The following is a 22,457-nucleotide window of genomic DNA, read 5'->3' on the forward strand; positions in this document are numbered from 1 at the left end:
CCACCCCGGCACCCGACATGCTCGCCTGGACCTGCCCGGCGCCCCTGCGCGACCACCCGCGCATCGTCATGGGCCACGGCGGCGGCGGAGCACTGTCCGCCGAGCTGATCGAGCACGTCTTCGCGCCCGCCTACGGCGGGCCGGCCCTCGCCCACACCGCCGACGCGGCCGAGATCCGGGTCGGCGGCGCCCGCCTGGCGTTCTCCACGGACTCCTTCGTGGTCCGCCCCCTGTTCTTCCCCGGCGGCAGCATCGGCGACCTCGCCGTCAACGGCACCGTGAACGACCTCGCCATGAGCGGCGCCCGGGCGAGTCACCTCTCCTGCGGGTTCATCCTGGAGGAAGGCGTCGAGACCGACGTCGTCGCCCGCGTCGCCCAGGCCCTCGGGGCGGCGGCGCGCGCGGCGGGCGTCCAGGTCGTCACCGGTGACACCAAGGTCGTGGAGGCCGGTCACGGCGACGGCGTCTACATCAACACCTCGGGGGTCGGGCTGATCCCCGACGGAGTCGACCTGCGCCCTCAACGGGTGGTGCCCGGAGACGTGGTGATCGTGAGCGGCCCGATCGGCATGCACGGCGTGGCGATCATGAGCGTGCGGGAGGGCCTCGAATTCGGCGTCGAGATCAACAGCGACTGCGCACCGCTCGGCGGCCTCGTCGAGGCGATGCTCGACGTCACGCGGGACCTGCACGTGCTGCGCGACCCCACGCGCGGGGGACTGGCCGCCTCGCTGAACGAGATCGCGGCGGCGTCGGGCACGGGCGTCGTCGTCCAGGAGCGTGCCGTCCCGGTCCCCGAAGCGGTCGGCAACGCCTGCGCGGTGCTCGGACTCGACCCCATGTACGTCGCCAACGAGGGCAAGCTCGTGGCCTTCGTCCCGCGTGACCACGCCGACGCCGTACTGGCCGCGATGCGCGCCCACCCCCTGGGCGCCGAGGCAGCGGTGATCGGCGAGGCGGTCGAGACCCATCCGGGCATGGTGGTGGCCCGCACCGGACTCGGCGGGACCCGCATCGTGGACATGCCGCTGGGGGAGCAGCTGCCGCGGATCTGCTGAGCTCAGTCCCGGCGGCCGCGTCGCTCGCGGGAGGTGTCCAGGGTCCACATGTGGGTGCAGTTCGGGCACTGCAGGTGGACCCTGGGCCCCTTGTTCGCGATCAGGTAGCGCCAGTGGCTCCGGCAGTTCCGGCGGTCCAGGCAGGTCCCGCAGTCCCGGGCGTCGTCGCAGCCCGGGCACGCGACCCAGGCCCGCCGGGCCGGATCGGCGTGGGGATCAAGCGGAAGACGCACGGCCCGGCACCTCCCCGGGCAGCACACCGGCCGCGACCAGCATCGCGTGAAGCTTCTGCTGCTCCTCGTCCAGGCCCGAGTACAGCAGGGCGTGCGCCGCCTCCTCCTCACGCAGAACGGCCACCGGGTCCCAGTCGGACCCGAGGGCCGCCACGACTTCGGCCCGTCGACGTGCCTCCTCGACGGTGAGGTCGATGCTGAAGCCGACGAGGTCGGCGTGAGGGTCGGGGACGTGGTTCATGGAGGGGGCTTTCGGGAGGAATCGAACACGTACGCCACCACGTCTACCAGAGCGCACGATGTGTGCGGAAGTGCCCGACCTGCCTTCGAGGGCCCGTGTGGCGCACCTCATGCCGAACGGGCGGAGGCGTTGGCCGGCGGTGCCACGGCCGGCACGGCGGGCGCTCGTCCGCGGTGGTGCGGGAAGCGGCCCGCCGGGCCTTCCTCACCTCCCCGACTGGAGGGCGCCCCAGGTGCCGGAGCCGGCGATGCCGTCGACCGTCAGGGCGCGTGAGGACTGGTAGTCGCGCACGGCCTGGTCGGTGCCCGGGCCGAAGGCGCCGTCTATGGCCACCGTCCGGCCGAGCGCGGCGGTCAGGGCACGCTGGAGCCGGGTGACGGCTTCTCCCGTCGAGCCGTTCTGGACGGTGGGGGTGGTTCCGCGGGACAGCAGGGCGGTCCAGGTCTTCGGCCCGATCGCTCCGTCCGCGGTGAGACCCGTTCCGCTCTGGAAGTTCTTGGTGGCGGTGGTCGTGGAGGCGCCGAACACCCCGTCCGGGGCGCCCGGGTCGTATCCGGCGGCTTTGAGCAGGCACTGGGCCGCCTTGACCTGGTCGCCGGTCGAGCCGCTCTGGACCGTGGGGTACGCGGTGAGGTCGAGGTTCGTCCCCGTGCAGTCGGTCGCGGGCGGTGTGCCCGTGCCCACGTCCAGGTAGTCGCGGTCGATGTTGATCGAGTAGCCGCCGTAGGACTCGGTGACCTCGCCCGCGTACTGGTGGATGCGCTGGTGGCCGGCCCAGTAGGTGGACGGGACGTAGGAACCGGTGTTGGTGTCGGCGGCGCCGTTCCACCAGCCGTAGAAGATGTCGTCGACCCGCGTGTAGGCGCTGTTGCCGTACTCGCTCGCGGCGTCCTTGATGCCGGAGGACGCGCTGGAGTAGAAGCCCGACAGATAGCCGCCGCTGTGCAGCCGCTCGGTCCAGCCGGACAGGTACGACAGCACGGCCGCCTTGCAGGAGGCCGTGGAGGCGTATCCCTCGATGTCGCTGTAGACGGCGCTGCCCGCGGGGATGCCGAGGTTCGCCGCGGCGGTGAGGGCGGCCGCCGCCGCGGTGACGCCCTGGGACTTGGCCGTGGCGGGGTCGGTGGACATCTTCAGCGAGAAGCTCGTGCACGGGGCCTGGCGGCCGACGTCGATGGGGATCAGCCGCCATCCGTTGCCGGTCTGACCGGTCACCCAGCTCGCGGTCAGGTTCGGCTGCGCGCAGCCGCGGAAGGAGCCGCTGATGTAGACGCCGACCGCCCTGTACGGCGAGCCGGCCCGCCAGGCGTTCATGGCGGCCTGGGAGGGCGCGGCGCAGGTGTCGAAGCCCTTGCCCAGGTAGCTGCCGGGTTGCGGCCCGGCCGCGGCCAGGGAGGTGGCGTCGGGCCGCTGGACCGCGCGGGGCAGCTCGGTGCGCCGGGCGTCCGGGGTGAGCTCGGCCGAGGCCAGGACGCCCCGCACCAGATGCTCGGTCGCCGGGGTGTGGGCGGCGGTGACGAGCACACCGGCGTCCTCGACCGCGATCTGGATGGTGTCGTTGCTGGACGGGGCGGTCGGGGCGTTGGCCTTGCCGCGTGGGGTCCTCGCGGTCGCGGCCGTCGCCTGTCCGGCGGAGCGGGCGGTGAGGGGCTCCACGACGATGCCTGCCGTACGGCCCACGAGGTGTGCGGGGCAGTCGCTCTGCTCGGCGGGCTCGCCCAGGTAGACGGCGGGTCGGTCGAACCGGAGGCAGGCCTGCGGGTTTTCGGACAGATCGACGACCTGCCAGTCGGCGGGCACCTCGATGCGGTAGCCGTGGTAGCTGACGGACTGTAGGCCGGCCCCGGGCGGGGAGGCGGCGGAGGCGGATCCGGGCGCGGCGAACGCGCCGACACCGGCGAGCACCGCCAGCGTGGCCGTTCCGGCACGGACGCGCCAGGGGATGCGGGAGGACATCAGGACACTCCTACTCGATGCGGGGAGGGGGAGAGCGGTGGGGCAGTTCTGCTCGGGGCAGGGATGAGCGGCGCCCGCCAGGAGGGCCGGAGCCTTGCCGGCCGCGCGCCTCGCGGGCGGTGCGGGCTCTCCCCCGGGCCGGAGCCGGCCCGGGGGAGAGCCCGCCGTCCGTGTCGTACGTACCGGTCAGACGCCGCAGTTGGGCGCGGACCAGGATCGGCTGGTGCGTCCGTCCACGTGGGTGTGGTCGTTGTGGTCGGGGTAGCCGGGGCCGAAGATTCCGCCGAAGCCGTGGTAGCGGGCCCGCTGGGCGAGCGTGCAGAGCGACGGGCTGCCGGTCAGGTCGGCGGCGTCGCCGTACAGGTGCCGGCTGTTCGAGGCGCCGCCCACCGCGCTGTTGCAGGCGTACGAGCGGAATCCGCTGGTCACGGTCAGCGGCACGTCACCCAGGGCGTGGCGCATGGCCTCCAGCTTCCACATCGTCTGCAGGGCGTTGGCCTTGGCCGTCGCGGCGCTGACCGCCCCACCGGACCAGTCGGAGTTGCACTTGTTCAGTTCGGCGTAGGTGAAGTGGACGGGGGTGCAGTCCGGGTCCTGCAGGGCGTAGATCTTGCTGAACGTCTGGGGACCGGCGACGCCGTCCGCGGGCAGCCCGTACGCCTGCTGGAATCGGGTCACCGCGGCCTTCGTGGCCGGGCCGAAGGCGCCGTCGACGGCGATGACCTCGCCGTACGCCGCATGTCCGGCCACGCGGATCTGCAGCTGCGTCACGTCGGAGCCCGACATGCCCTCGGACAGGGTGCGGCCCCAGGTGTAGCACTCGTCGGCCTGGGCGGATCCGGCCGTGGACAGCATCCCACCCAACGCTGCCACCATGACCATGACAACCGAGAGGGCGAGTTGGATCGTGCGCCGAAGCATCTCGTCTCCGTCCTGAGTTCTGATTCCCCGCCGAGGGGCTGAGGCGAGTGTGACGCCTGTAAGCGGTGCGTGTCCACACCGTCACCATCTGCCACAGGATCAGACCTCCGGAACAACCCGTCTGCAGGCAGACGGTCGTGGTGACGCCGGTCGCGCACCGGGCCGGACGTGCGCCGTTCCGCGGCATCGGACGCATGCTCGGCCCGGTGTGTCACGTCGGGTCCGGTCCTGCATCTGCGTCAGCTCCGCGTACACCGCCTCCGCGATGGCTGCCGGCGTCTCGGGAGTGCCGATGGGGCTCGCGCCGCCGGTACGGATCGCGTCCCGTACGCAGCCGCTGCGCGTCTCGGGCGCCTCGCCGGTCACGTCGCGGTCCACGTACGCCTCGACGTGGGGGCCCCGGTGAGCCGCGAAGGCCGGGTGCTCACGGAAGAGCGCGGTACGCGTCCCCGTTCGGGAAGCTCGTCCTGAGCCGGCGCGTCGCCGGGCCGATGACCGACTCGATCACCTCGTCGAGGCCGCGCCGCCCGGAATCGGGAATCCGAGGCCACCGTCGACGAGGACCACGCGCGGGAAGCGGCCAGGGTGCCGCGCGGCGGCCACCGCGATGGTGAAGGCCCCCAGGGAACGGCCGACGAGCAGCGCCTGACGCAGGCCCAGGTGATCGAGGACGGCGAGGACGTCCTCGCCGTGGGCCTGTACGCCGTGGGGAGCCGGCGGACCGGCGCTGTGGGCCCGGTCGCCCGGGTCCGGGCGTACCGGTCGATGTCGCCGAGCCGCTCGGCGACGGCGCCGAAGGACAGGCTGTTGCCCGCGATGCCGTGCACGGCGATGACCGCGGGCCCTTCGCCCGGCCATCGGGTCACGGCGAGGTCGCCTCCTCGTACGGGGACGGCGAGTTCCTCCGGAGGGCGCGTGGTCATGCGGACCTCTCCCACCTGTTCGGTCTCCTCCTGGCCGGCGCGGCGAGACCGCCCGCGGCCCTGGAGGCGGTCGGCACGAAGCGTGTCCCGAGAACGGGCATGGGTTCACGGCCTCGGTCTCAGGCCGGCGGCCACTGGCCGATGGGTCCGTCGGTGCGGGAGCCCGGTGTCCGCGAGGGGAAGCCGGGTCAGCGGCGTGGTTCACGGAGTGCTCCGGAGACGGGTCCGGGAGCGGCGGCCCCTGCATGAAGCCCGGTGGGAGGGGCAGCAGCGGAAAGAAGGCTCTGCCTCTCGGACGGGGCCCGTCGGGAAGGAGCAGGACATGCCTCGTGGATCAAGCGCCAAGAGAGAACGGCAGTACGAGCACATCAAGCAGAGCGCCATCGACCGGGGCGAGAGCGAGAAGCGCGCGAAGGAGATCGCCTCCCGCACCGTGAACAAGGAACGCGCCCGCTCGGGTGAGTCCGAGACGGCGAGCAAGAGCTCCACGCAGGACACGTCGTCCTCGCGTCGAGGCGGCAAGCGTTCCCACAGCGGCTCCGAGGGGCCCACGTACGACCAGCTGTACTCGGAGGCCCAGCGGCGCGATCTGCACGGACGGTCTCGGATGAACAAGGCGGAACTCAAGCGGAAGCTCGGCCACTAGCCACATGGAGCCGCCCCCGTGGCATCCGACCGGATGTCCGGGCACGTCCTTGTGGGGCCCGGTCCTGGAGGCCCGATCAGGAGGTGATGAAGATGGGTGACGTGAATGAGCGCGCGACTCGGAACCGCCGTTCGCGGACACCGGTGAACAAGACGGCGCGTGAACGACGCGACGGGGAGCCTCGGCGAGCCGCGGACAACGGCGAGTCCCATGGCGACGGTGACCACACGCTCAAACGTCAGCGACCGGGTATCGGACGTGAGGAGCAGATCCGGCCGCTCCCGTCGACCGACGACCGGTCTTGACGACGATTTCGGAGTGCTCCACCCGATCGTCGCCCGCCCTCCGCAGCGACGCGCCCCGCCCGTACACGTCGGTGCCCGCGCGCCGGGCCGACCGGCGGCAGGCCGAGGTCACGCAGGGCCGGGCCGCAGGAGCCCTTGGCGTCCTCCCCGACCTCGTCACGCGTCGCGGGAGCGAGCAGCTCGCGCGGTGGTCCCCGGCCGCCAGTGCCGCGGCGAACCGCCGGCCGTCGGCGGGAGGCGCCGTCCTCGCGGCCGCCGACGCGCCGCAGCCGCACAGGAAGGCCGTGAACAGCAGCACACCGGCCGCACGCAGAGCCCCGCTTCGGCCGTGCGGCCGGCTGGGCGCCGCGACGCGTTGCGCCCCTGCCGCCCCTTCATGCGACCGCGCGCTCCCGTCCGGCGGCGTCGACCGCGCCGGAACGCGTCGCTTCCTGCCTCTCCTCCTCGATGCCGGGGCCGAGCAGCCGGTGGAAGAACGACCGGTAGCGGCGCAGGGCCGTACGCAGACTCTCGGTGTCGACGTCCTCGCCTTGCCGCCACTGCGCTTCGAGGGACTTGCGGTGGTCGGCGAAGGCGGCGGCCGTCTTCTGCATCACGTCCGCGACGAGCGAGTCGGCCTCGTGCACGGCCTGGCGCGGGTCATCCACGAACTGGCTCTGCAGCTCGTGCCAGCGTGTCCGGAAAGTCTCCTCGTCGCCGGCGCTCAACAGCTGCGGCAGATCGTCGACCGAGCGCTCATCCAGGACAGACGCAGTGCTGACGCCCCTCTCGGCGTGAGTGGAAGTGTCCGTGCCCGTCGTGCTCTTCGTGACGGCGTCCCCGTCGGCCGGCCCTGCTTCGTCGGGCTCGGTGGCCTCACCGGGGTACTGGGGAGCCCTGCCCGCGCCTCGGGCGCCCTGGGCCCGGTTCGTCTCGGGGGCCGACTTCCGCTCGGACGAGGGGGCGATGCCGTCGGCCGACCGGCCGGTGCCTGCCGGCTCCGGTTCGGCTGTGTCGTTGTCGCGCATGGCGGAGTCCGCCTCTCAGGACCGGCCGGAGCCGGGCCGGTTGCCGTTGGAGAGCAGCTCGTCGAAGAGGACCCGGTAGTGGATCATCGCCCCGCGCAGTTGCTCGGTGGTGGCCGGGTGGTCGGAGTCGAGCCGTTCGACCTCGTGGGCCGCGCGGTAGTGCTCCAGGGTGTTTCCGTGCTCGACGGACAGGTCCCGGGTCTGCTGGTCGAAGTCGTCCGTGGGATAGCCGCGCTCTCGCATGAGGGCGGTCACCAACCGGTCCGCGTCGTGGACCGCCGACTCGGGACGATCGACGAACTGCTCCTGCACCCCGCGCCACTCGCGTGCGTAGCGTTCCCTCATACCGGGGGCGAGCGGCCGGATGTCGAGGGACTCGTGCCGCTTCTCGCGGCTGCCGAGGTCGTACTCGGCCGCACGGCGGCCGCCCGCCTCGTCGACCGTGCGGTCGTACTCGGGGCCGAAGCGCTCCCGCAGGCGGCTCCGCCTGCGTCGGTCCAGCACGATCGCCAGCGTGACCAGGACGATCACGACCGCGATCGGAATGATGATGGCCAGAAGTGTTCCTGTGGACATGACCCGGCCCCCTTGACTGTGACGGGTCTCTGCTCCTGCGGCTGCCCGCCGGAGGGAAAGAGAAACGGCCGACAAGGCTCGCTCTTCCCCCTGCCGCGACGGCTGCCACCCCGCATCGGAGCCGTCACGCCGAACACGTGTCGGCAACGGATCCACGGGGTGCACGCGGATGCCGAAGAGGCGGAATGACGACGTCCGGACCTGACACGCCGACGGAGTACCGAAGGAAACGGGACTTCCGCAGGACCCGCGAGCCCAAGGGGGGAAGCGCGGTGCCGAGTCCGACAGCGCGCCGGGCTTCGTGGTCCGGATCCACGACGTGGGCAGCCACCGGAACCGCGGCACCGACCAGCACGGCCACGAGATCCCGTTCGCTCAGGCGCTCGACGCCGGGCACGCCTCCTTCCGGCTGGCCGGGCACAGGCTGCACGGCGATCGGGCACTCACCCGGTTCCGTCGGGGCTCGGACGGAGAGCGGGAGCCGTGGCTGCTGGTCAGGCGCGGCCACACCGCGAAGGGCGGCACGCCTGACCCGCGGCGGGCACGCTCGGCGCGCAGCGGGCGGACGCCCGAGCAGGTCGCCGCGGAGGAGGAGCCGGCATGAGGGTGCTGGAACGGCCGTCCTGGAGGTGCCGGACCGGCGGGTCCTGCACGGGGCGGTACTGGAGGTGGAGGGAGACGCCCTGGTCCTGCCCGCGCGGTGCCGTGGCGAGCGCCCAGGCGTGTGCTTCGAGGCCGCCGGCGAACGGCTTCCTGATGGGGAAGCGTCCCGAGGCGATCAGAGCGCTGCGGAGGGGGCGGAACACGTCAGGCCGTGTTCGTACGGGAGCGCCTTCGGATCCGCGGTCGCGGCCGGTGACGACGTCCGGGCCTGCGAGCTGCCGGCTCCGCGGATCAGTGGTGCCCGTCGCGGGCGGCCTGGAGCCGGCGGAACGGCCGCTCGTCGGGGAGGGGAAGCCACGGTGAGTGCGCCTACGCGGTCGAGCGGCGGAACGCGCGGCGCGGTACGTGGAGGGCTCGTAGGGCTGCCCGGGCCGCGTGGGCGCCCGGAGCGCCGTGGACGCCGCCGCCGGGGTGGGCGGTGGCGGAGGCGAGGCAGAGGCCGCGGACGGGTGTGCCGGGGCGGCCGGTGCCGGGCAGGGGGCGGAAGAGGAGCTGCTGGTGGAGTCGGGTTCGGGTGGTGCCTTGGTTCACGGCGCCGCCCACCAGGGCGGGGTCGAGGCGTTCCAGGTCGGGTGGGGCGAGGACGCGGCGGGCCGTGATCGTGGAGCGGAAGCCCGGGGCGAGGAGCTCGACGCCGGCCTCGACCCGGGCGGCGACCACCTCCTTCTCCCGGTCGCTCCAGGAGCCGAGGATCCCGTCGTCTCCGGCGTCGGAGCGGATGCGCTGGGGCACGCGGGTGTAGCCCCGGGCCGACTCGGTACCGGCGGGGGAGCGGGTGGGATCGGCGGTGGTCATCTGGCCGAGGACGGCTCCGCGCGCCCGTAGCCGGCGTACGAGGGCGTCGGTGAGGCCGCCGGCTCCCCCGACGGGGACGGGAAAGCCGTGGAGCTGCCCGAGCGTGCACATCAGCCAGCCGAATCCGCCGCCCGGCGCGGACTCCGGTGCCAGGTCCGTGTGCAGGGCGTTGTCGGCGATCAGGAGCGGCCCACCCTCGCCGGTGAAGTGCTCCTCGCCGAAGCGGTGGGCGGGCGGGAGCATGTCGCGGGACAAGCGCGGCCCTCCGGCGACGCCCGTGCGGGCAGCGAGCCGAAGCCCGGACCGCAGGGGTGGGAAGGGGGCGAACAGGCAGCCGACGAGATCGTCTCCGTAGCGCTGCCAGAGGCGGTGGAGGCGGCGCCAGGCACGTGCGTCGTCCGGGTGGAAGCGGCCAGGGAGGCCGCGGTCTCGTCCGGGTCGCTGCCGAGGACCGCGCAGCGCCCGTCCCTCAGCGGGTGACCGACGACGGCCGGGGCCCGGCTCCACCGCATCCCGTACCGCTCCAGGGCGAGTTCCCGGATGGCGGGCGAGGCGGCGGCCAGCGGGTAGAAGGCGCTGAACAGGTCGTGGACGTAGCCGGGATGGACGCCCCTGTCGCTGCGCACCGCGCCGCCGGGCTCGTCCTGGGCCTCCAGGACCACGACGTGCCAGCCGGCGTCGGCGAGGAGGTTGGCGGCCACCAGGCCGTTGGGGCCGGTGCCGATGACGACGGCGTCAGGCGTGGCCACGGGTCTCTGCTTCCGCAGGGGATTCGACGACCTCGCTCAGTCGGGCGAGCATGCTCCGGTGGCGCCAGCGCAGGAGGACGTCCACGGCTGCGTTGTGCCAGCTGGTCACCGGGCCCACCAGGGGATGCTCGTCCACCACGACCAGGGTGTCCTCGCCCCAGGTCTCGATCCGGAACGCGATCCTGGCACTGCCGACACCGGTCTTGGCCTCCAGTTCGAGGCGGTGCGGCGGTTCACAGCGCCGAGAGACGGTGCGGCCGTGGTACGTCCAAGGGCCGGCTTTGAGGGCGTACCCGAGCTCCGCGCCCTCCGCGGGCCATCCACCGCCCCGTGGCCAGGACCGGTGGGCTCCCACGACCCAGCGGCCGTACTGGCGCGGGTCGCTCAGGACGGACCAGACGTCATGGGGCGTGGCGTGTATGAGACGGTGCCACCGTGCCATGGGTGCGACCTCCTCGCAGGTGGAAGACACCTCGTCCGGAACGAGGTCGTCGGCGGCGGCGCACTGTGCGGCCGCCGACGACGCCCGCGGCCCCGACCACCGTGGCCGCGGCGGCCCGGCGCCCCAGCGCGCGCAGCGACGCATGAGCCCCACCGTGGACCGCGGCGGCGCCGTCGCACGGCTCGTACAACGTGCCGGTGGTGTCCGGTGCCGTATCGGGCGCGTCGAGGTAGCCGTGCTCCGTGCGCCAGGCGACGGCCCGCCCCACGAGCCGGGGAGCCACCGCGTGGGACCAGGGGAGTATCCGTGCTCCCGGGCCCACCAGGACCCGTCGTCGCGGATGCGCGGCCGTACGGACGACCGCGCGCGCCACGCGCTCGGGCGCAGCGGTCGGGGGCAGGGCCCGCAGGCGCCGCCCAGGGCGGTTGCCCACGTGGGTGAAGAACGGGGTGCCGACGCCGGCGGGCAGCACGGTACAGACGGCGATGCCCCGGGCGCCGGTCGGAGGCAATTCCTGGCGAAGGGTCTCGTCCAGGCTGGTGAGGGCGGCCTCGGAGGCGGCGTATACGCCCATGCAGGGCGCCTGAACGACCCCTCCGAGGACGGAGGAGACATCGATCAGCACGCCTTGGACCCGGCTGCGCATGTACGGGAGCGCTGCACGGGCGTCCCTCGCGGCGGCCCATGCGTTCACGTCCCCCGCCCGGAACGGATCGGCGTACGGCACCTCATCGATCGTGCCCAGCACACCGATCCCGGCCGCGTCCACCCAGACGTCGATGTGGCCGAACCCGACGATGGCCAGGTGAGCGACACACGCCGACGCGCCCTCGTCCGTGACGTCCTCGCACACCCGTGCAGCCTCCGCCCGAGGACGCGCGCCGCCGCATTGCCGTGCCACCTGGGCCAGTGCCCCCGCGCTGCGGGCGGTCAGGACGCCCCTCGCACCGCGCGTGACGGAGGCGATCGCGATGGCCCTGCCGATCCCGCTCGACGCACCCGTCACCACGACCACGGCTCCGGGCATCTGCGCGCGCTGAAACCTCATACACCTCGTGTCACCGGTTTCAGCCGTTCCAAGCCGGTGGTGACCATTCCGATTCGTCTGTCGAACCGGCGGTGGAGGTCGCAGCCGTGGCGCGGAATGACACCGGGCCGGCCCACGGCACCGCGACCGGCTCCGAACCCGCGCGGGCGACGGGCCCCGCCGGGCAGAGGGCTCGCTGCCCCTCCTACGCCACCCGTTCGGTACGGCGCTCGGAAGAGAGGTCACAGCGCCACGACGATGCCGTATGCCAGGAAGAACAACGCCACCAGGACGGCCAAGCCGATGATGAGGGCCAAGGGCACACCCGCCCAGCCGCGCTTCGGCGACCTGTGAGGGCCTGTGCCTGTCCCTGTGCCGGATTCTGCAGGTGGTGTCTCACCCGGGGGTACCGCGCCGCCGCTGGTCAACCCGGTGGTACGGCGCGGGTCGGGGTCTGGATCGTTGGTAGCCATACTCTGCTGCTCCCCTGATCCCGCCCCGTCATGCCGCGCGACGGGCGCTGGTCGGGCGAGCAGCCCCTGCAACGTCATGTCCCGGGAACTCGCGGTCGGCCGAGCCACCTGACCTCGGCACGCTCCGGCGATGCGGCCGGAGCGAGGGGCATCGCCAGGGGCCGTGGAACGGCTGGGAGTCGCTCCACTCCCAGAACAGCGTCCCGGCCTCCTCGTGCGCGTCCATGAACGCCACCGGAGAAGCCGAGTCCCCGTCGGCGGGCACGTCGATCGCCACGTGGCGCTCGCCGCTCCACTCGACGGCGAAGCCCCCGCCCGGGCCCGCGAGGCGATGCCGCCGGCGACCTCCTGGAAGACCCGGGGCTCCAGGCCCGCCCTGAGCAGCGCCCGCAGCGTGCGGTGGCCGCCCTTCTCCACGACCTCGACGAGCATGTCGTCCTCGTCCAGGCGCACCACGTCGAAGAGGTTCAGCCCGTAGATCCGGAAAGGCACGCACTGCATGACGAACAGGCCGTCCTCGCGGACCCCGAGCCATACCTGCTCGTGGAGGCCCGGGAAGCCGAACGGAGCCAGGTCGACCATCGCGATGCGCTGGGAAGCCGTACGGACCGCCGGCTCCTCGTGGACGATGTACTTCTGAGACATGGACACAGGCTCATCGACCCCCTCCGGAACAAGGCCCGCCGCACGAGGGTGCCAGCCTTGTCGCCACGGTGACCAGCCCGACTGCCCGGGACCCCCGTCACGCCGCTAGGCCAGGCGGGCCGCCTCGACGTCCACGGGACCGCACTCGACGCGCGAGGCACCGACGAACCCTCGGCCGAGGGACTCCCCCGGCCGAACCAAGCGGGCGAGCACGCCAAGCGAAAGCCGCGCCGGGCAGGCCCGGCGCCATGCGCAGCCGTACGAGTCCTGCCGGTGGGCAAGGACCAGGGTCTGAACGCCCCGGGCCGCGACCGCCCAGCCGGAGACATGGAGACCGGAGAACGGACTCAAGGCAGGGACGCTTCCCTCGACCGTGTGCTCCAGCTTCGTGCCGAGCACGATCTCTCCCCCCGAGGAAAGGCACGGCCCACCGCGCCCCACAGGCGAGCGGGCCGGTCGGGGGCCGGGTCGTCCGCCGGCTGTCAGGGGCCACCGGACAATCAGGCACAGACTGGGAGGCGTGACGTAGGACCGCCAGAAGACCGGTAGACGTACATCCGTGCGCTTCCTTCCCACCCGGAAGGTTGGTTCTTCCGCCGGTCGAACGGCCGGGACCTCCTCCCCGGCCCAGGTCGTTGACGCCATGGTGACGACCCCCATCACCACTTGAATCCGATGACCCGGTCTTCCCACCCCCGACATCCCCGCACCTCCCTCTTCGGGATGCCGGCGTGTGTCGGTCCGACGGAAGGCAGCGTCCATGCTCGTGGAGCACACCGACGAGGGCCCGACGCCGGCCCTGAGCGTCCCGGCCGATCTCGATGCCGCCTCCCGTGCCGCCATGGCGCCGCACGCACGACGTCCGATACTCGCTTGCCGGCCGAGGGGCGTGCGTCCGCACATGGCGGCCGGCCCGGTCAGCGCCGCCTCTCTCGGCGTGCGCGCACGGGTGCGCCGGCTGTGCGAAGGCCTCGGCATCCCCCTGACACTCACCGACCAGCCCTGGCGGAACGCCGTGGGCCTCGGGAACCAGCGCACGACTACACCGGTTCCATCGATCTCGGCGGGGTACCGCGTGGCAGCAGCCTCAGGGGGCCGAAGAAGGTCACTTCATCGGCCTCCTCGTCGAACTGCCCACGCCAGGAGCTCTCCAGCGGGCATGCGGTCCCGAGCGAAGGAGCCGATCCGCCCACGCGAGGCCGTCATCCCAGGTCCACGTCGGAGGGCGTACGCCTTGACGCGCATGGACCTCTCCTCGGACCTGACCAAGCGACCGTACGACCCTCGCCATGCCGGTATCTCGTTCTGGCTGCACTCCGGCCTGGACCCGGCCGAATGCGCTCGTCGAGCTGGTCAGGGGCGGATGGCTGAGGGAGAGACGGGGAGTTGCAGCGCCTGGCGCCTCCTTCGTCGATCGGCGTGGCCACAGGGCGCCGCCGAGCGAAAGCCCAGGTCAGGCGCCCCCGTCTGTGCCTCTACGAAGAAGCCGAGTTTCTTCGGCGAGTAGGACACGAGAAGGTTCTTGGTCTCCTGGTGATACAGGCGGGACATCCTCCTGACCAGCGCGAATGACCCTTCGCCTCAGCAGCTGTGCGATGTCGGACCGTACACGGGCCGGATCTTGGTGAAGCGAGCGAGACCTTCCGCGTCGGCGGCGGACCTCGCCCGCACGCGACACACCATCGGGCGGTTTTCCCTCGGGCCCGATCGTGTGCCTCCGACGCGTCCCAGCTGGAGGGTTGTCCCACCTCGCCGGCGCTTCCCGTCACGTCGGGGTACTGAGCTGACGGTGTAACGCGGAGCCATCCGGGCTCGGGGTGGGCTCATCCGGTGGCGGGTTTCGTAGCCGAAGCGGGGGATGTCACCGACGGCGATGCCCGTGGCCGGACGACCCGCGGGAGTGTTGCCGGGAGTCGCCGCGGTCGATGGCGGTGCAGGCGTCCACCTCTGCGGCCACTTTGGTGGTCGACGCGGAGGTGCCTCCCTGACATGCGGAGGGACCGGCGCGTGTCAGGAAGGCTGGGGCTGAGCAAGTGGGGGAAGAGACGGCTCGTCCCGCGGTCCAAGCGTCCGCGGGACGACGAGGGAGGACACTCCATGGCACAGGCCCACCGGCCGACCGACACCAGCTCCGGCGCCCGTTCCCCCGGGACGGCCCCGGCGCCCCGGCGCAACTGGTTTCTCCGGTTGGGCGCGCCGTCCACTGCGGCGAGCGCGCTGACGGCGACCGTCGCGCTGTACATGACCCTGGTCGCGTTCGGGAACATCACGGACTTCGGGACCAACCAGCAGTTCGTCCGGCACGTCCTGAGCATGGACACCACGTTCAAGGACCCTGACCTGATGTGGCGGGCGGTCGAATCTCCCGCCCTTCAGAACGCCGCCTACGTCGCGGTCATCGTCTGGGAGACACTGGCCGCGGTGGTCCTCCTCGCCGCCACCTGGTTCTGGATCACGGGACTGCGCCGCGACGCTTACGACCGGGCCCGCGCGGCAAGCACGGTGGGGCTGGTGATGGTGCTGCTGCTGTTCGGGATGGGTTTCCTCGCGATCGGCGGCGAGTGGTTCGCCATGTGGCAGTCGTCCGACTGGAACGGTCTGGACGCCGCGGCACGCAACGTCGCGCCGGCCGCCTTCACGCTCCTCGTGGTGCACCTGCCCGGTGTCCGCCGGGCGGATCCCGAACGGACCTGACGCCCGGCGCCGTACGGCTGCTCAACGTGTGCGACCGAGATCGGCATCGACGCCTGTTGGTCGAAGGCGTTACGGCCGGTCGCGAACTCTCACGGTGAGGTTCGAGGCTGCGCCTGGCGGTGGAGCGAAGCGTCCGTCCGCCACACGGGACGACGGGGGATGTGCTGCGACCTGATGTGGCCACTTGGCCGTTCAAGGGGCGGGGTGACCGGTGAGATCCACCTGCCCTGCGACGGCCGGGGCCGTCCGCCCGCGTTCACGCTCACGGGCGGGAACGCCAACGACTGCACCGGTTAGGGCGCATATCGAGTCGTGATCAGGAGGAGGCCCGGGTGGGGTGTCACGAAACCCGGTGGGTCTTCCTGGCCGGCGCCTGTTCTCGGGGCGTCGGTCCAGCTGACGACGTGAGGGCTGAGTGGGGAGTTGACCCTGACACCGTGTGAGGGGGTTGACTGCTCCTACCTGCCCGGCGACCCGCCGGCGGAGATCACCTCTGTCTCTGTGAAGGATTCTCGTGCTCGGCTACGTCGGCTCCGGCCCCTACTGCTACACGAACTCGCTGGCCATGGTGCTGGGTGAGGAGTCTCCCTCGACCGCGGTCATCGAGACGCTGACGGGCTCACCGTTCGGCGCCCAACTCATCGGCGGTTCCCTGCCGTTGTTCGATCCTTACGGTTGGCACCCCGAGGCCGGCCTCGACGCCGCGATCGCCCTGCTGGGCTGGAGCTGTGAGCGCAGCGACGGGGGAACACCGGCCGAGGCGCTGGAGCGGTTGCGTGCCGCCTGCTCGCGGGGGCCGGTCCTGGTCGGGCCGGTGGACATGGGCCTGCTGCTGTACCAGCCCGGCACGCCGAACGCCGACGGCGGTGACCACTACGTCGTGGTGCTCGCTGCCGACCAGGACACCGTCGAACTCCACGACCCCCACGGCCACCCCTACGCGACCCTGCCCACACAGGCTTTCCTCTCCGCATGGGAGGCGAAGGCGATCAGCTACATCGACGCCCCGTTCGTGTTGCGGACCGGCTTCGTGCGCCATCGCCGGGTCACTCCCATCGACGCGTTGAGGCAGTCGCTGCCGGGAGCCGAGCGTTGGCTGGCCGGCCGTGACGACCTGCCCATGCCGCCCGGTTCGCTGGGCGGAGCCGCCGCCGTTGAGGCGCTCGCCGACATGGTCGCCCAGGGCATGCCCTCGGGCATCCGCACGCTGCTCACCGCGTTCGGCGTCCGCGTGGGAGCACGCCGTCTGAACGACGCGGCAACCTGCCTGGAAGAGCTGGGACTGTCGCGCGCAGCCTCCATCGCACAGGGCCAGGCCAGGATCCTGGGCGGTCTGCAGTACCCGCTGGTGCACGGCGACGACCAGGCCGCAGCAGCGCGGCTGCGGCAACTCGCCCCCACCTATGCGCAGCTGCACACGGCCGTGAGTACGGCGCTGGACCGCGTCTTCTGAACGGTATGAGGAGCGCATCCCCCCTTCCAGAGGCCTCTCCCCGACCGTTGCGCATGCCTTCCGGCGCGCCCGCCACCGGACCGGGTCCGTGACCGTCGGCTTGGCAGACCTTGAGGCCGAATCCCTCAGATTGATGACAGTCCGATACGCGCCGGGGCCCGTACCTTTGTGATCAGTGGATGGCCTGCGCGAGGTCTTTGATCCAGGTCATCGAGGCGCGTAGGTGAAGGCCGGCGAGGTAGCTGTCCGGGGTCTTGTCGTAGCGCCTGGCAATGCCTCGCCAGGCCTTGAGCTTGTTGATCAGGCGCTACGACGGTGTTCCGCTCTTTGCAGAGGCCGGCGTCGTGGCCGACCGGACGGCCGCCCCTGGAGCCCTTCTTCCTCCGATTGGCGGCCTGGTCCCTCTTTTCCGGGATGATTGCCTTGACGCCGCACTTCCGGTCGGCGGCGAGGTGGATCTTGCTGGTCCGCCCACCCCTGGAGCGTCCGAGGAGAGCGGCCTTCAGCCGGACTTCACGTCGGCGCCGGACGTGTCGCCGCTCCTCCCGTTCGAGATCGGTTTCGGCATCCCGAACAGTCTGTCCTTCAGGACTGCCCCCTTTGACCAGGCCTTCTCCTCCTCGGCGGCAGCCTTCTCCAGGACGGTGACGACGTCCTCGCCAAGGTGAATCCCGGCAACGCCATGGTGGGCCCGCGCAGTGGTGGAGCCGCCGCTGACCGGAGACAGGTCCACCTCACCGCGCTTCGCGGCTTCCGCGATCACGCCCTCCAGCAAGGCCTCGAAGAGCCGGCGTCCCGCCACTGCCGGAAGCGGTTGTGAACGGTCGACCAGGCGCCGAACTCCTTCGGCGTCTCCCGCCACTGCCTGCCCGTCCTGAACCGCCAGATCACCCCTTCGAGCTGTTGCCGCTGCCGCTGCCGCTCCGGGTAAGGGCCGTATTCTCCGACCGGCAAGTACGGCCTAATGAACTCTCAGGAGCCGTTGCCATATCGATCATGGAGCCTGTCGATCGAACGGGAGTCTCGATCGGGTGATCGCGGGCCCTGCCCGGCATGAGAGCAGGGCCTGGCGGTATACGGGGCAAATTCAGGGGAGCGGACGGCCGCACGCTGCTACGGTCGGGCGTCATGAGCTGGCTTCCCGATGACTTCGTCCACCCCGTCCTGGTACCGCTGCCGGGCGGTGGCCATCACCTGCGGCCGATCCGGGAGGCGGACACCCCGCTCGACTATCCGGCTGTGATGGGTTCGCGCGAGCGGCTGTGGACCATCTTCGGCCCGGCCTGGGGCTGGCCCGCGGCCACCATGACCTACGAGGGCGACCAGGCCGACCTGTTGCGGCACGAGAAGGAGATCGCCGCACACCAGTCCTTCAACTACGCGCTGTTCGACGCGGCGGAGACAGCTCTGCTCGGCTGTGTCTACATCGACCCACCGGAGAGGGCCGGCGCGGACGGCGAGATCTCCTGGTGGGTGGTGGACGAGCTGGTGGGCAGCAAGGTCGAGCAGGCCCTCGACGCGCTGGTGCCGCAGTGGATCGCCGCTGACTGGCCGTTCGCGCAGCCCCGCTTCCTGGGCCGCGAGATCTCCTGGTCGGACTGGCTCGCCCTGCCGGAGCATCCCGACACGTAAGTGGTTGTTGCCCGTACCGGTCTCGAAGGCTGTCGATCGAACAGGAGTCTCGATCGGGTGACTGCGACGGTCTCCGTGCGTGAAAGCAGGGCCTCCAGGCAGCTCGGGGGTGCGATCCCATTCCGAGCGGTTCCCGGAGACCCTGTCGTCTTTGCTGTACGTGCCGCCGAGCACGCCGACTTCGACTCGCCCGCCGTGCCGTGCGATTGCCTCGCGCACGTGTACGGCAACGCAGCCGACCCTCCGGACCGGGTGCGCCGGTATCCGCCGGACATGACGGACGCGGAGTGGGCGGCCGTCCGGCCATTGCTGCCGGTGCCGGCCTGGTTCCAGGGGCGGGGCGGACGGCCCGAGGGCTACTGCCACCGGCAGCTGTTGGACGCGATCCGCTACCTGGTCGCGGACGGGATCTCGTGGCGGGCGATGCCCGCGGACTTCCCCGCATGGGCCCGGGTCTACGCATTTTCTTCCGCCGCTGGCGCGAGCACGGGCTGAGCGCCGAGTTCCACGACCGGCTGCGCGGGACGGCCCATGAGCGCGAGGGCCGTGAGGCCGAGCCCACAGCGGGGACCATCGACGCGCAGTCGGTGCGGGCCGCCGCGACGCTGCCGGCCGCCTCACGCGGCCACGACGGCGGGAAGAAGGTGCCGGGCCGCAAGCGGCGCATCGTGACCGACCCCCTCGGCCTGCTCCTGGCCGTCGCGGTCACGGCTGTGAACATCGGCGACCGGGACGCCGCGGCGGGCCTGCTGATGCGGCTGCGCCGTCTGCACCGCGACATCACCCTCGTGTGGGCCGACGGCGGCTACCCCGGCTCCCTCGTCGGCTGGTGCCGGGACGAAATCGCCCTGACCTTGGAGATCGTCAAGCGCACCGACGACATGGCAGGGTTCGTGGTGCTGCCCAGGCGCTGGGTGGCAGAGCGCACGTTCGCGTGGTTGATGAACTCCCGCCGTCTGGCCCGGGACTACGAGACCCTGCCGCCACCAGCGAGGCGATGATCCGGTGGCCGATGGTCACGCGGATGAGCCGGCGTCTGGGACGGCCACGTCCGCCAGGCGGCACTGAACGCCCCTGACGCCTCCCGGAGGAGCCACCCACGCTCCGCCGGCGCCAGGCTTTCGACCGCAGCCCCTCGACCTTCGCCGGCGTCGCGTCAAGGCCCAGCTCCACCGCGATCTCCTTGGCCCGAAGCGGTCCGTGACCCGTGGATCGCTGCTGTTCCAGCGCGCCCAGAATGCACTGATAGTCCGGCGCCAGAACCGTCACCGGCAGCCCTTCCCGCCAAGGCGGCACCGGCGAGCCCGGCACCGGCGCGAGCGGCAGCACCGTTTTCTCCTCGGCCTGGGTCCCGACGGTGGTCTCGGCAGCCGAGGCTGCCAGGGCCTCGACCGGCTCTTCCCGCACGATCACCCGCCGGTCCAGCTCGATCTCGGCGGCTTCCCACACCTCAGCCAACCGGGCGACTTCCTCCCGTAGCCCTTCCACCCGCACACGGGCCGCTGTCTCCCGCTCCTCCAGCATTCCCAGCACCGACGCCATCGCGCACCCCTCGCTCACGGAGCGGAAACAAGACGCCGGATGTCTCTCTCATCCCGAGCTACACCATGCCTGACCAGTGGAAAACAACGGATCACGTTCGGTTGAGATACGGCTTCTCACTCCAGGTCCGTCAGCTGCATGCGCGTCGTGCAAGATGATCCACCGGACCCCGTCTCGTCGCGAGGATGAATCCCACAGGTTGATCACAACCCGATACGTGCCCTGGAAGAGGTCGAGAGTGATCCAATAGCGGCGCTTGACCCCGACAGCGGTACTGCGCACGTCTTCGAGTACGCCACCGTTGGCCTCGATGGTCCGCGCCGAGCCGCTGTTGCCGTCGTCACAGGTGAGGAGCACCCGGTCCAGACCGAGCGCTGGCGCTTTGAGGAGAACCTTTCCCAGCGCCCAGGCGGCCAGACCACGTCTCCTGGCGGAAGGCCGAACGCTGTAGCCGATGTGGCCACCGCCCTCCAGTAGAAAGGCGTTCAGATAGTGCCGGAGGTCGATGGCTCCGAGGTACGTCTCGCCGTCGACGATCCACCAGTGGCTGGCGTGGACGCGTCCTTCCCCGACAGACAGGGACCGGCCCGACTGTCGGCGCAGCCGCTCGACCCAGGAAGAGAACCCTTCAGGGCTGTCGAGGTCATCGTCAGCCACTAGACGCAGACCGGCACCGTCCTGGTGAGCACCGGGCTGCCACTCGTCACGTGCTGCAAGCCACGAGGAATGCAGCCGTCCAGGGGGAGCGATCAGTTCAGCCATGTGGGGGACGATGACGCCCACGTCCCTTGCATGATCCGGAACTTGTGTCGACTCGGGAGCCTGGACCGTCAGGTGCGGTGTGGCGGCAGCCGGATCGAGGGGGCACTGAGCTGGCCGCAGCGGCGGTCCACTGCGCTGGCCTCGGGTGGTGGGAGTGGATCGCGCCGTTTGATGCGTCGGGTCGATCATCGTCGAACCCCGGAAGCCATCGCGTGGAAGTCCCGCACCTGCTCGCCGGTGCGGGACCTTCCGGACGCGTGGGGGATCATTCCAGACCGCTCATAAACGGCTGATCAGGCGGGCCGTGGACGGCGCCGGGGAGCGGAGTCTCCCTGCGCTCCTGGCAGCGGCCGACGACGCTGACGACATCGGCCGGACCGTGTCGGTGGACTCCACCGTCTGCCGGGCCCACCAGTGCGCTGCCGGATCCAGGAAGAAGGGGCTCCGGATGGGGCTGAGCCTGACGACCATGCGCTCGGTCGTTCCCGCGACGGCCTGAACACGAAAGATCCGTGCGGCAGGTTCGTGCCTCGGGGTCACAGGGCCGGTCGATGGCTAGACGCCAGGCGACGGATGGCGACGACGGCCGCGTCGTCGCCGAGGTGTCCATGGACGTGGGCCAGCAGGTCGTCCTGGAGATGGCGCAGGAGTTCGTCGGGGTCGTCCGTGGTCCACTGCGGGGCCCGTTCGGAGAAGGGGTAGAAGCGTCCTTCGCTGTTGCGTGCCTCGATGACGCCGTCGGTGTAGAGGAGCAGCAGGTCGCCGGCCTCGAACGGGAAGGTCCGGACGCCGTAGTCGGTGATGCCGAAAGCCCCGCCGAGTCCGATCGGAAGGTGGCTCGCCTCGGCCACGAGCGGGATGAGCCTGTTCCCGCGGAGGATGAGCGGCGGCGGGTGGCCGCAGTTGATGAGGTGGACGACCGGATCGTCGTCGGGGATGTCGAGCAGCACGGCGGTGGCGAAGTCCTCCGTGGTGTCTTGCTCTGTCTGCGATCCCCACTGGCTGGCGTCCCAGCGGAACGCGCCGTCCAGGTGGACGGCGAGGCGGGGGAGGGTGGCCTGACGGTGGGCGGCTGCTCGGAAGGCGCCGAGCAGCAGGGCGGTGTTGCTGATGGCGCCCAGGCCGCTGCCGCGCACATCGCCGATCAGGAGCCGGGTGCTGTGGTGGGCGGTGCGGGCGGCCGCGTAGAGATCCCCGCCCAGCTCGGCTTCCTCCTCGGCGGGGATGTACAGGCCGGCGATCTGAAGCGGGCCGGCGCGTTGAGGCAGTGGCCTCAGCAGTACTCTTTGCGCTGTCTCGGCCACCGACCGCACCTGGTGCAGCTGCCGCTCGCGGCGGCCCCGCACCACACAGAGGGTGACGCATACGGCCGAGACGACGATCAGGGCAATGATCTGGGCCTGGATGTTGGCGGTGTCCAAGACCCCTCTGAGCGCGCCGATCAATGCCTGTGCTGCTACCGCGAGAGCTCCCATCAGCGCCGTCGTGCGGGCGCCGGCGAACGCCACGGTGATTGCGGGGGCTGCCACGAGCAGTGGACCGAGGTGGACGTGCGGCGGAGACAGTACGTCCACCACGCACACGGCGACGATCAGCCCGAGCGGGATCACAAGCAGCGCGGGCGCGTGCCCCGGCCGCCAGAAACGCCGGACGTCCAACCATGCTGGAAAGGCCATGCCTCAAGCCTTCCACCGGTCTCCGCAAGACGGGGAGG

21 protein-coding genes and 4 pseudogenes are annotated in these 22,457 nt (G+C 71.5%); 11 read left to right on the forward strand and 14 right to left on the reverse strand.

Features of this window, described 5'->3' with window-relative positions; translation table 11 throughout:
• The first annotated feature begins 17 nt into the window (after positions 1 to 17).
• On the forward strand, positions 18 to 1,058 hold the full coding sequence (gene hypE / locus ACFYUS_RS28675) for a hydrogenase expression/formation protein HypE (protein WP_388858252.1): 1,041 nt from the start codon (positions 18 to 20) through the stop codon (positions 1,056 to 1,058).
• A 2-nt stretch (positions 1,059 to 1,060) separates the two neighbouring features.
• Here hypE and ACFYUS_RS28680 read toward each other — a convergent pair whose 3' ends face one another.
• The 5 genes from ACFYUS_RS28680 to ACFYUS_RS28700 all read right to left on the reverse strand — a co-directional run bounded on the left by ACFYUS_RS28680 (position 1,061) and on the right by ACFYUS_RS28700 (position 5,579).
• Positions 1,061 to 1,291 (reverse strand): hypothetical protein, encoded by a 231-nt coding sequence (locus tag ACFYUS_RS28680; RefSeq protein WP_388858142.1) that lies wholly within the window; start codon positions 1,289 to 1,291, stop codon positions 1,061 to 1,063.
• Positions 1,275 to 1,532, reverse strand: a complete 258-nt coding sequence (locus tag ACFYUS_RS28685; RefSeq protein WP_388858145.1) for a DUF6400 family protein — start codon at positions 1,530 to 1,532, stop codon at positions 1,275 to 1,277. The genes ACFYUS_RS28680 and ACFYUS_RS28685 overlap by 17 nt, the downstream gene beginning before the upstream one ends.
• Before the next feature lie 204 nt (positions 1,533 to 1,736).
• Positions 1,737 to 3,488 (reverse strand): glycoside hydrolase domain-containing protein, encoded by a 1,752-nt coding sequence (locus tag ACFYUS_RS28690; protein ID WP_388858148.1) that lies wholly within the window; start codon positions 3,486 to 3,488, stop codon positions 1,737 to 1,739.
• Between the two features lie 186 nt (positions 3,489 to 3,674).
• Complete coding sequence (locus ACFYUS_RS28695) at positions 3,675 to 4,409, reverse strand: D-Ala-D-Ala carboxypeptidase family metallohydrolase (protein WP_388858151.1); 735 nt, start codon at positions 4,407 to 4,409, stop codon at positions 3,675 to 3,677.
• 504 nt (positions 4,410 to 4,913) lie between these two features.
• Positions 4,914 to 5,579 carry an alpha/beta fold hydrolase gene (locus ACFYUS_RS28700; protein ID WP_388858154.1) on the reverse strand — a complete coding sequence of 222 codons (666 nt, stop codon included), beginning with the start codon at positions 5,577 to 5,579 and terminating at the stop codon, positions 4,914 to 4,916.
• A 75-nt stretch (positions 5,580 to 5,654) separates the two neighbouring features.
• Between ACFYUS_RS28700 and ACFYUS_RS28705 the strand changes: the two genes are divergently transcribed.
• Positions 5,655 to 5,978, forward strand: coding sequence for a plasmid stabilization protein (locus tag ACFYUS_RS28705; protein WP_388858157.1), 324 nt, complete (start codon positions 5,655 to 5,657; stop codon positions 5,976 to 5,978).
• Positions 5,979 to 6,657: 679 nt separating this feature from the next.
• Here ACFYUS_RS28705 and ACFYUS_RS28710 read toward each other — a convergent pair.
• Positions 6,658 to 7,290, reverse strand: coding sequence for a hypothetical protein (locus ACFYUS_RS28710; protein ID WP_388858160.1), 633 nt, complete (start codon positions 7,288 to 7,290; stop codon positions 6,658 to 6,660).
• Between the two features lie 15 nt (positions 7,291 to 7,305).
• Positions 7,306 to 7,866 carry a hypothetical protein gene (locus ACFYUS_RS28715; protein WP_388858163.1) on the reverse strand — a complete coding sequence of 187 codons (561 nt, stop codon included), beginning with the start codon at positions 7,864 to 7,866 and terminating at the stop codon, positions 7,306 to 7,308.
• 319 nt (positions 7,867 to 8,185) lie between these two features.
• Between ACFYUS_RS28715 and ACFYUS_RS28720 the strand changes: the two genes are divergently transcribed.
• Positions 8,186 to 8,470: a hypothetical protein gene (locus ACFYUS_RS28720; RefSeq protein WP_388858166.1), complete on the forward strand. Its 285-nt coding sequence runs from the start codon at positions 8,186 to 8,188 to the stop codon at positions 8,468 to 8,470.
• A gap of 368 nt (positions 8,471 to 8,838) precedes the next feature.
• Here the strand turns inward: ACFYUS_RS28720 and ACFYUS_RS28725 are convergent.
• The 4 genes and pseudogenes from ACFYUS_RS28725 to ACFYUS_RS28740 all read right to left on the reverse strand — a co-directional run bounded on the left by ACFYUS_RS28725 (position 8,839) and on the right by ACFYUS_RS28740 (position 12,516).
• Positions 8,839 to 10,073 (reverse strand): annotated as a pseudogene (locus tag ACFYUS_RS28725) (phytoene desaturase family protein).
• Positions 10,060 to 10,515 (reverse strand): SRPBCC family protein, encoded by a 456-nt coding sequence (locus ACFYUS_RS28730; protein ID WP_388858169.1) that lies wholly within the window; start codon positions 10,513 to 10,515, stop codon positions 10,060 to 10,062. Before ACFYUS_RS28730 ends, ACFYUS_RS28725 begins: the two are co-directional and overlap by 14 nt.
• On the reverse strand, positions 10,475 to 11,563 hold the full coding sequence (locus tag ACFYUS_RS28735) for an SDR family NAD(P)-dependent oxidoreductase (protein WP_388858172.1): 1,089 nt from the start codon (positions 11,561 to 11,563) through the stop codon (positions 10,475 to 10,477). The genes ACFYUS_RS28730 and ACFYUS_RS28735 overlap by 41 nt, the downstream gene beginning before the upstream one ends.
• Before the next feature lie 221 nt (positions 11,564 to 11,784).
• The gene (locus tag ACFYUS_RS28740) at positions 11,785 to 12,516 is read right to left on the reverse strand and encodes a DUF6480 family protein (protein WP_388858255.1); all 732 of its coding nucleotides are present in this window, start codon (positions 12,514 to 12,516) and stop codon (positions 11,785 to 11,787) included.
• Between ACFYUS_RS28740 and ACFYUS_RS28745 the strand changes: the two genes are divergently transcribed.
• The 4 genes and pseudogenes from ACFYUS_RS28745 to ACFYUS_RS28760 all read left to right on the forward strand — a co-directional run bounded on the left by ACFYUS_RS28745 (position 12,415) and on the right by ACFYUS_RS28760 (position 16,807).
• Positions 12,415 to 12,732 carry a hypothetical protein gene (locus tag ACFYUS_RS28745; RefSeq protein WP_388858267.1) on the forward strand — a complete coding sequence of 106 codons (318 nt, stop codon included), beginning with the start codon at positions 12,415 to 12,417 and terminating at the stop codon, positions 12,730 to 12,732. The genes ACFYUS_RS28740 and ACFYUS_RS28745 overlap by 102 nt on opposite strands.
• A 2,025-nt stretch (positions 12,733 to 14,757) precedes the next feature.
• A complete protein-coding gene (locus tag ACFYUS_RS28750) occupies positions 14,758 to 15,354 on the forward strand; it encodes a DUF2165 domain-containing protein (RefSeq protein ID WP_388858175.1) in 597 nt (198 codons plus the stop codon).
• A 183-nt stretch (positions 15,355 to 15,537) separates the two neighbouring features.
• Positions 15,538 to 15,645: pseudogene (locus ACFYUS_RS28755) on the forward strand (IS5/IS1182 family transposase); the annotation flags it as partial.
• A gap of 223 nt (positions 15,646 to 15,868) precedes the next feature.
• Positions 15,869 to 16,807 (forward strand): hypothetical protein, encoded by a 939-nt coding sequence (locus tag ACFYUS_RS28760; RefSeq protein WP_388858178.1) that lies wholly within the window; start codon positions 15,869 to 15,871, stop codon positions 16,805 to 16,807.
• Positions 16,808 to 16,979: 172 nt separating this feature from the next.
• Here ACFYUS_RS28760 and ACFYUS_RS28765 read toward each other — a convergent pair.
• Positions 16,980 to 17,737, reverse strand: a pseudogene (locus tag ACFYUS_RS28765) (transposase); the annotation flags it as partial.
• 198 nt (positions 17,738 to 17,935) lie between these two features.
• On the opposite strand from ACFYUS_RS28765, the gene ACFYUS_RS28770 reads away from it, so the two are divergent.
• The 3 genes from ACFYUS_RS28770 (at position 17,936) to ACFYUS_RS28780 (ending at position 19,440) form a co-directional block, all read left to right on the forward strand.
• Positions 17,936 to 18,439 carry an N-acetyltransferase gene (locus tag ACFYUS_RS28770; protein ID WP_388858181.1) on the forward strand — a complete coding sequence of 168 codons (504 nt, stop codon included), beginning with the start codon at positions 17,936 to 17,938 and terminating at the stop codon, positions 18,437 to 18,439.
• 219 nt (positions 18,440 to 18,658) lie between these two features.
• On the forward strand, positions 18,659 to 18,934 hold the full coding sequence (locus ACFYUS_RS28775) for a transposase (RefSeq protein ID WP_388858183.1): 276 nt from the start codon (positions 18,659 to 18,661) through the stop codon (positions 18,932 to 18,934).
• Complete coding sequence (locus tag ACFYUS_RS28780; protein WP_388858186.1) at positions 18,883 to 19,440, forward strand: transposase; 558 nt, start codon at positions 18,883 to 18,885, stop codon at positions 19,438 to 19,440. Before ACFYUS_RS28775 ends, ACFYUS_RS28780 begins: the two co-directional genes overlap by 52 nt.
• 589 nt (positions 19,441 to 20,029) lie before the next feature.
• Here ACFYUS_RS28780 and ACFYUS_RS28785 read toward each other — a convergent pair.
• Positions 20,030 to 20,743 carry a GNAT family N-acetyltransferase gene (locus tag ACFYUS_RS28785; protein ID WP_388858189.1) on the reverse strand — a complete coding sequence of 238 codons (714 nt, stop codon included), beginning with the start codon at positions 20,741 to 20,743 and terminating at the stop codon, positions 20,030 to 20,032.
• 174 nt (positions 20,744 to 20,917) lie between these two features.
• Here ACFYUS_RS28785 and ACFYUS_RS28790 point away from each other — a divergent pair.
• Positions 20,918 to 21,250, forward strand: a pseudogene (locus tag ACFYUS_RS28790) (IS5/IS1182 family transposase); the annotation flags it as partial.
• Between the two features lie 29 nt (positions 21,251 to 21,279).
• Here ACFYUS_RS28790 and ACFYUS_RS28795 read toward each other — a convergent pair.
• Complete coding sequence (locus ACFYUS_RS28795) at positions 21,280 to 22,164, reverse strand: PP2C family protein-serine/threonine phosphatase (RefSeq protein WP_388858258.1); 885 nt, start codon at positions 22,162 to 22,164, stop codon at positions 21,280 to 21,282.
• Between the last annotated feature and the right edge of the window lie 293 nt (positions 22,165 to 22,457).

The sequence above is a fragment of the Streptomyces sp. NPDC004284 genome, from assembly GCF_042874035.1.
In the GTDB taxonomy this organism is placed as follows: domain Bacteria; phylum Actinomycetota; class Actinomycetes; order Streptomycetales; family Streptomycetaceae; genus Streptomyces.

Excerpts from the sequence above, each read along its gene's own strand:
- hypE (WP_388858252.1), top strand. The coding sequence starts at position 18 with ATGCTCGCCTGGACCTGCCCGGCGCCCCTGCGCGACCACCCGCGCATC.
- ACFYUS_RS28685 (WP_388858145.1), bottom strand. The coding sequence starts at position 1,532 with ATGAACCACGTCCCCGACCCTCACGCCGACCTCGTCGGCTTCAGCATC.
- ACFYUS_RS28690 (WP_388858148.1), bottom strand. The coding sequence starts at position 3,488 with ATGTCCTCCCGCATCCCCTGGCGCGTCCGTGCCGGAACGGCCACGCTG.
- ACFYUS_RS28695 (WP_388858151.1), bottom strand. The coding sequence starts at position 4,409 with ATGCTTCGGCGCACGATCCAACTCGCCCTCTCGGTTGTCATGGTCATG.
- ACFYUS_RS28700 (WP_388858154.1), bottom strand. The coding sequence starts at position 5,579 with ATGCAGGGGCCGCCGCTCCCGGACCCGTCTCCGGAGCACTCCGTGAAC.
- ACFYUS_RS28705 (WP_388858157.1), top strand. The coding sequence starts at position 5,655 with ATGCCTCGTGGATCAAGCGCCAAGAGAGAACGGCAGTACGAGCACATC.
- ACFYUS_RS28710 (WP_388858160.1), bottom strand. The coding sequence starts at position 7,290 with ATGCGCGACAACGACACAGCCGAACCGGAGCCGGCAGGCACCGGCCGG.
- ACFYUS_RS28715 (WP_388858163.1), bottom strand. The coding sequence starts at position 7,866 with ATGTCCACAGGAACACTTCTGGCCATCATCATTCCGATCGCGGTCGTG.
- ACFYUS_RS28730 (WP_388858169.1), bottom strand. The coding sequence starts at position 10,515 with ATGGCACGGTGGCACCGTCTCATACACGCCACGCCCCATGACGTCTGG.
- ACFYUS_RS28735 (WP_388858172.1), bottom strand. The coding sequence starts at position 11,563 with ATGAGGTTTCAGCGCGCGCAGATGCCCGGAGCCGTGGTCGTGGTGACG.
- ACFYUS_RS28740 (WP_388858255.1), bottom strand. The coding sequence starts at position 12,516 with ATGCAGTGCGTGCCTTTCCGGATCTACGGGCTGAACCTCTTCGACGTG.
- ACFYUS_RS28750 (WP_388858175.1), top strand. The coding sequence starts at position 14,758 with ATGGCACAGGCCCACCGGCCGACCGACACCAGCTCCGGCGCCCGTTCC.
- ACFYUS_RS28770 (WP_388858181.1), top strand. The coding sequence starts at position 17,936 with ATGAGCTGGCTTCCCGATGACTTCGTCCACCCCGTCCTGGTACCGCTG.
- ACFYUS_RS28780 (WP_388858186.1), top strand. The coding sequence starts at position 18,883 with ATGGGCCCGGGTCTACGCATTTTCTTCCGCCGCTGGCGCGAGCACGGG.
- ACFYUS_RS28785 (WP_388858189.1), bottom strand. The coding sequence starts at position 20,743 with ATGGCTGAACTGATCGCTCCCCCTGGACGGCTGCATTCCTCGTGGCTT.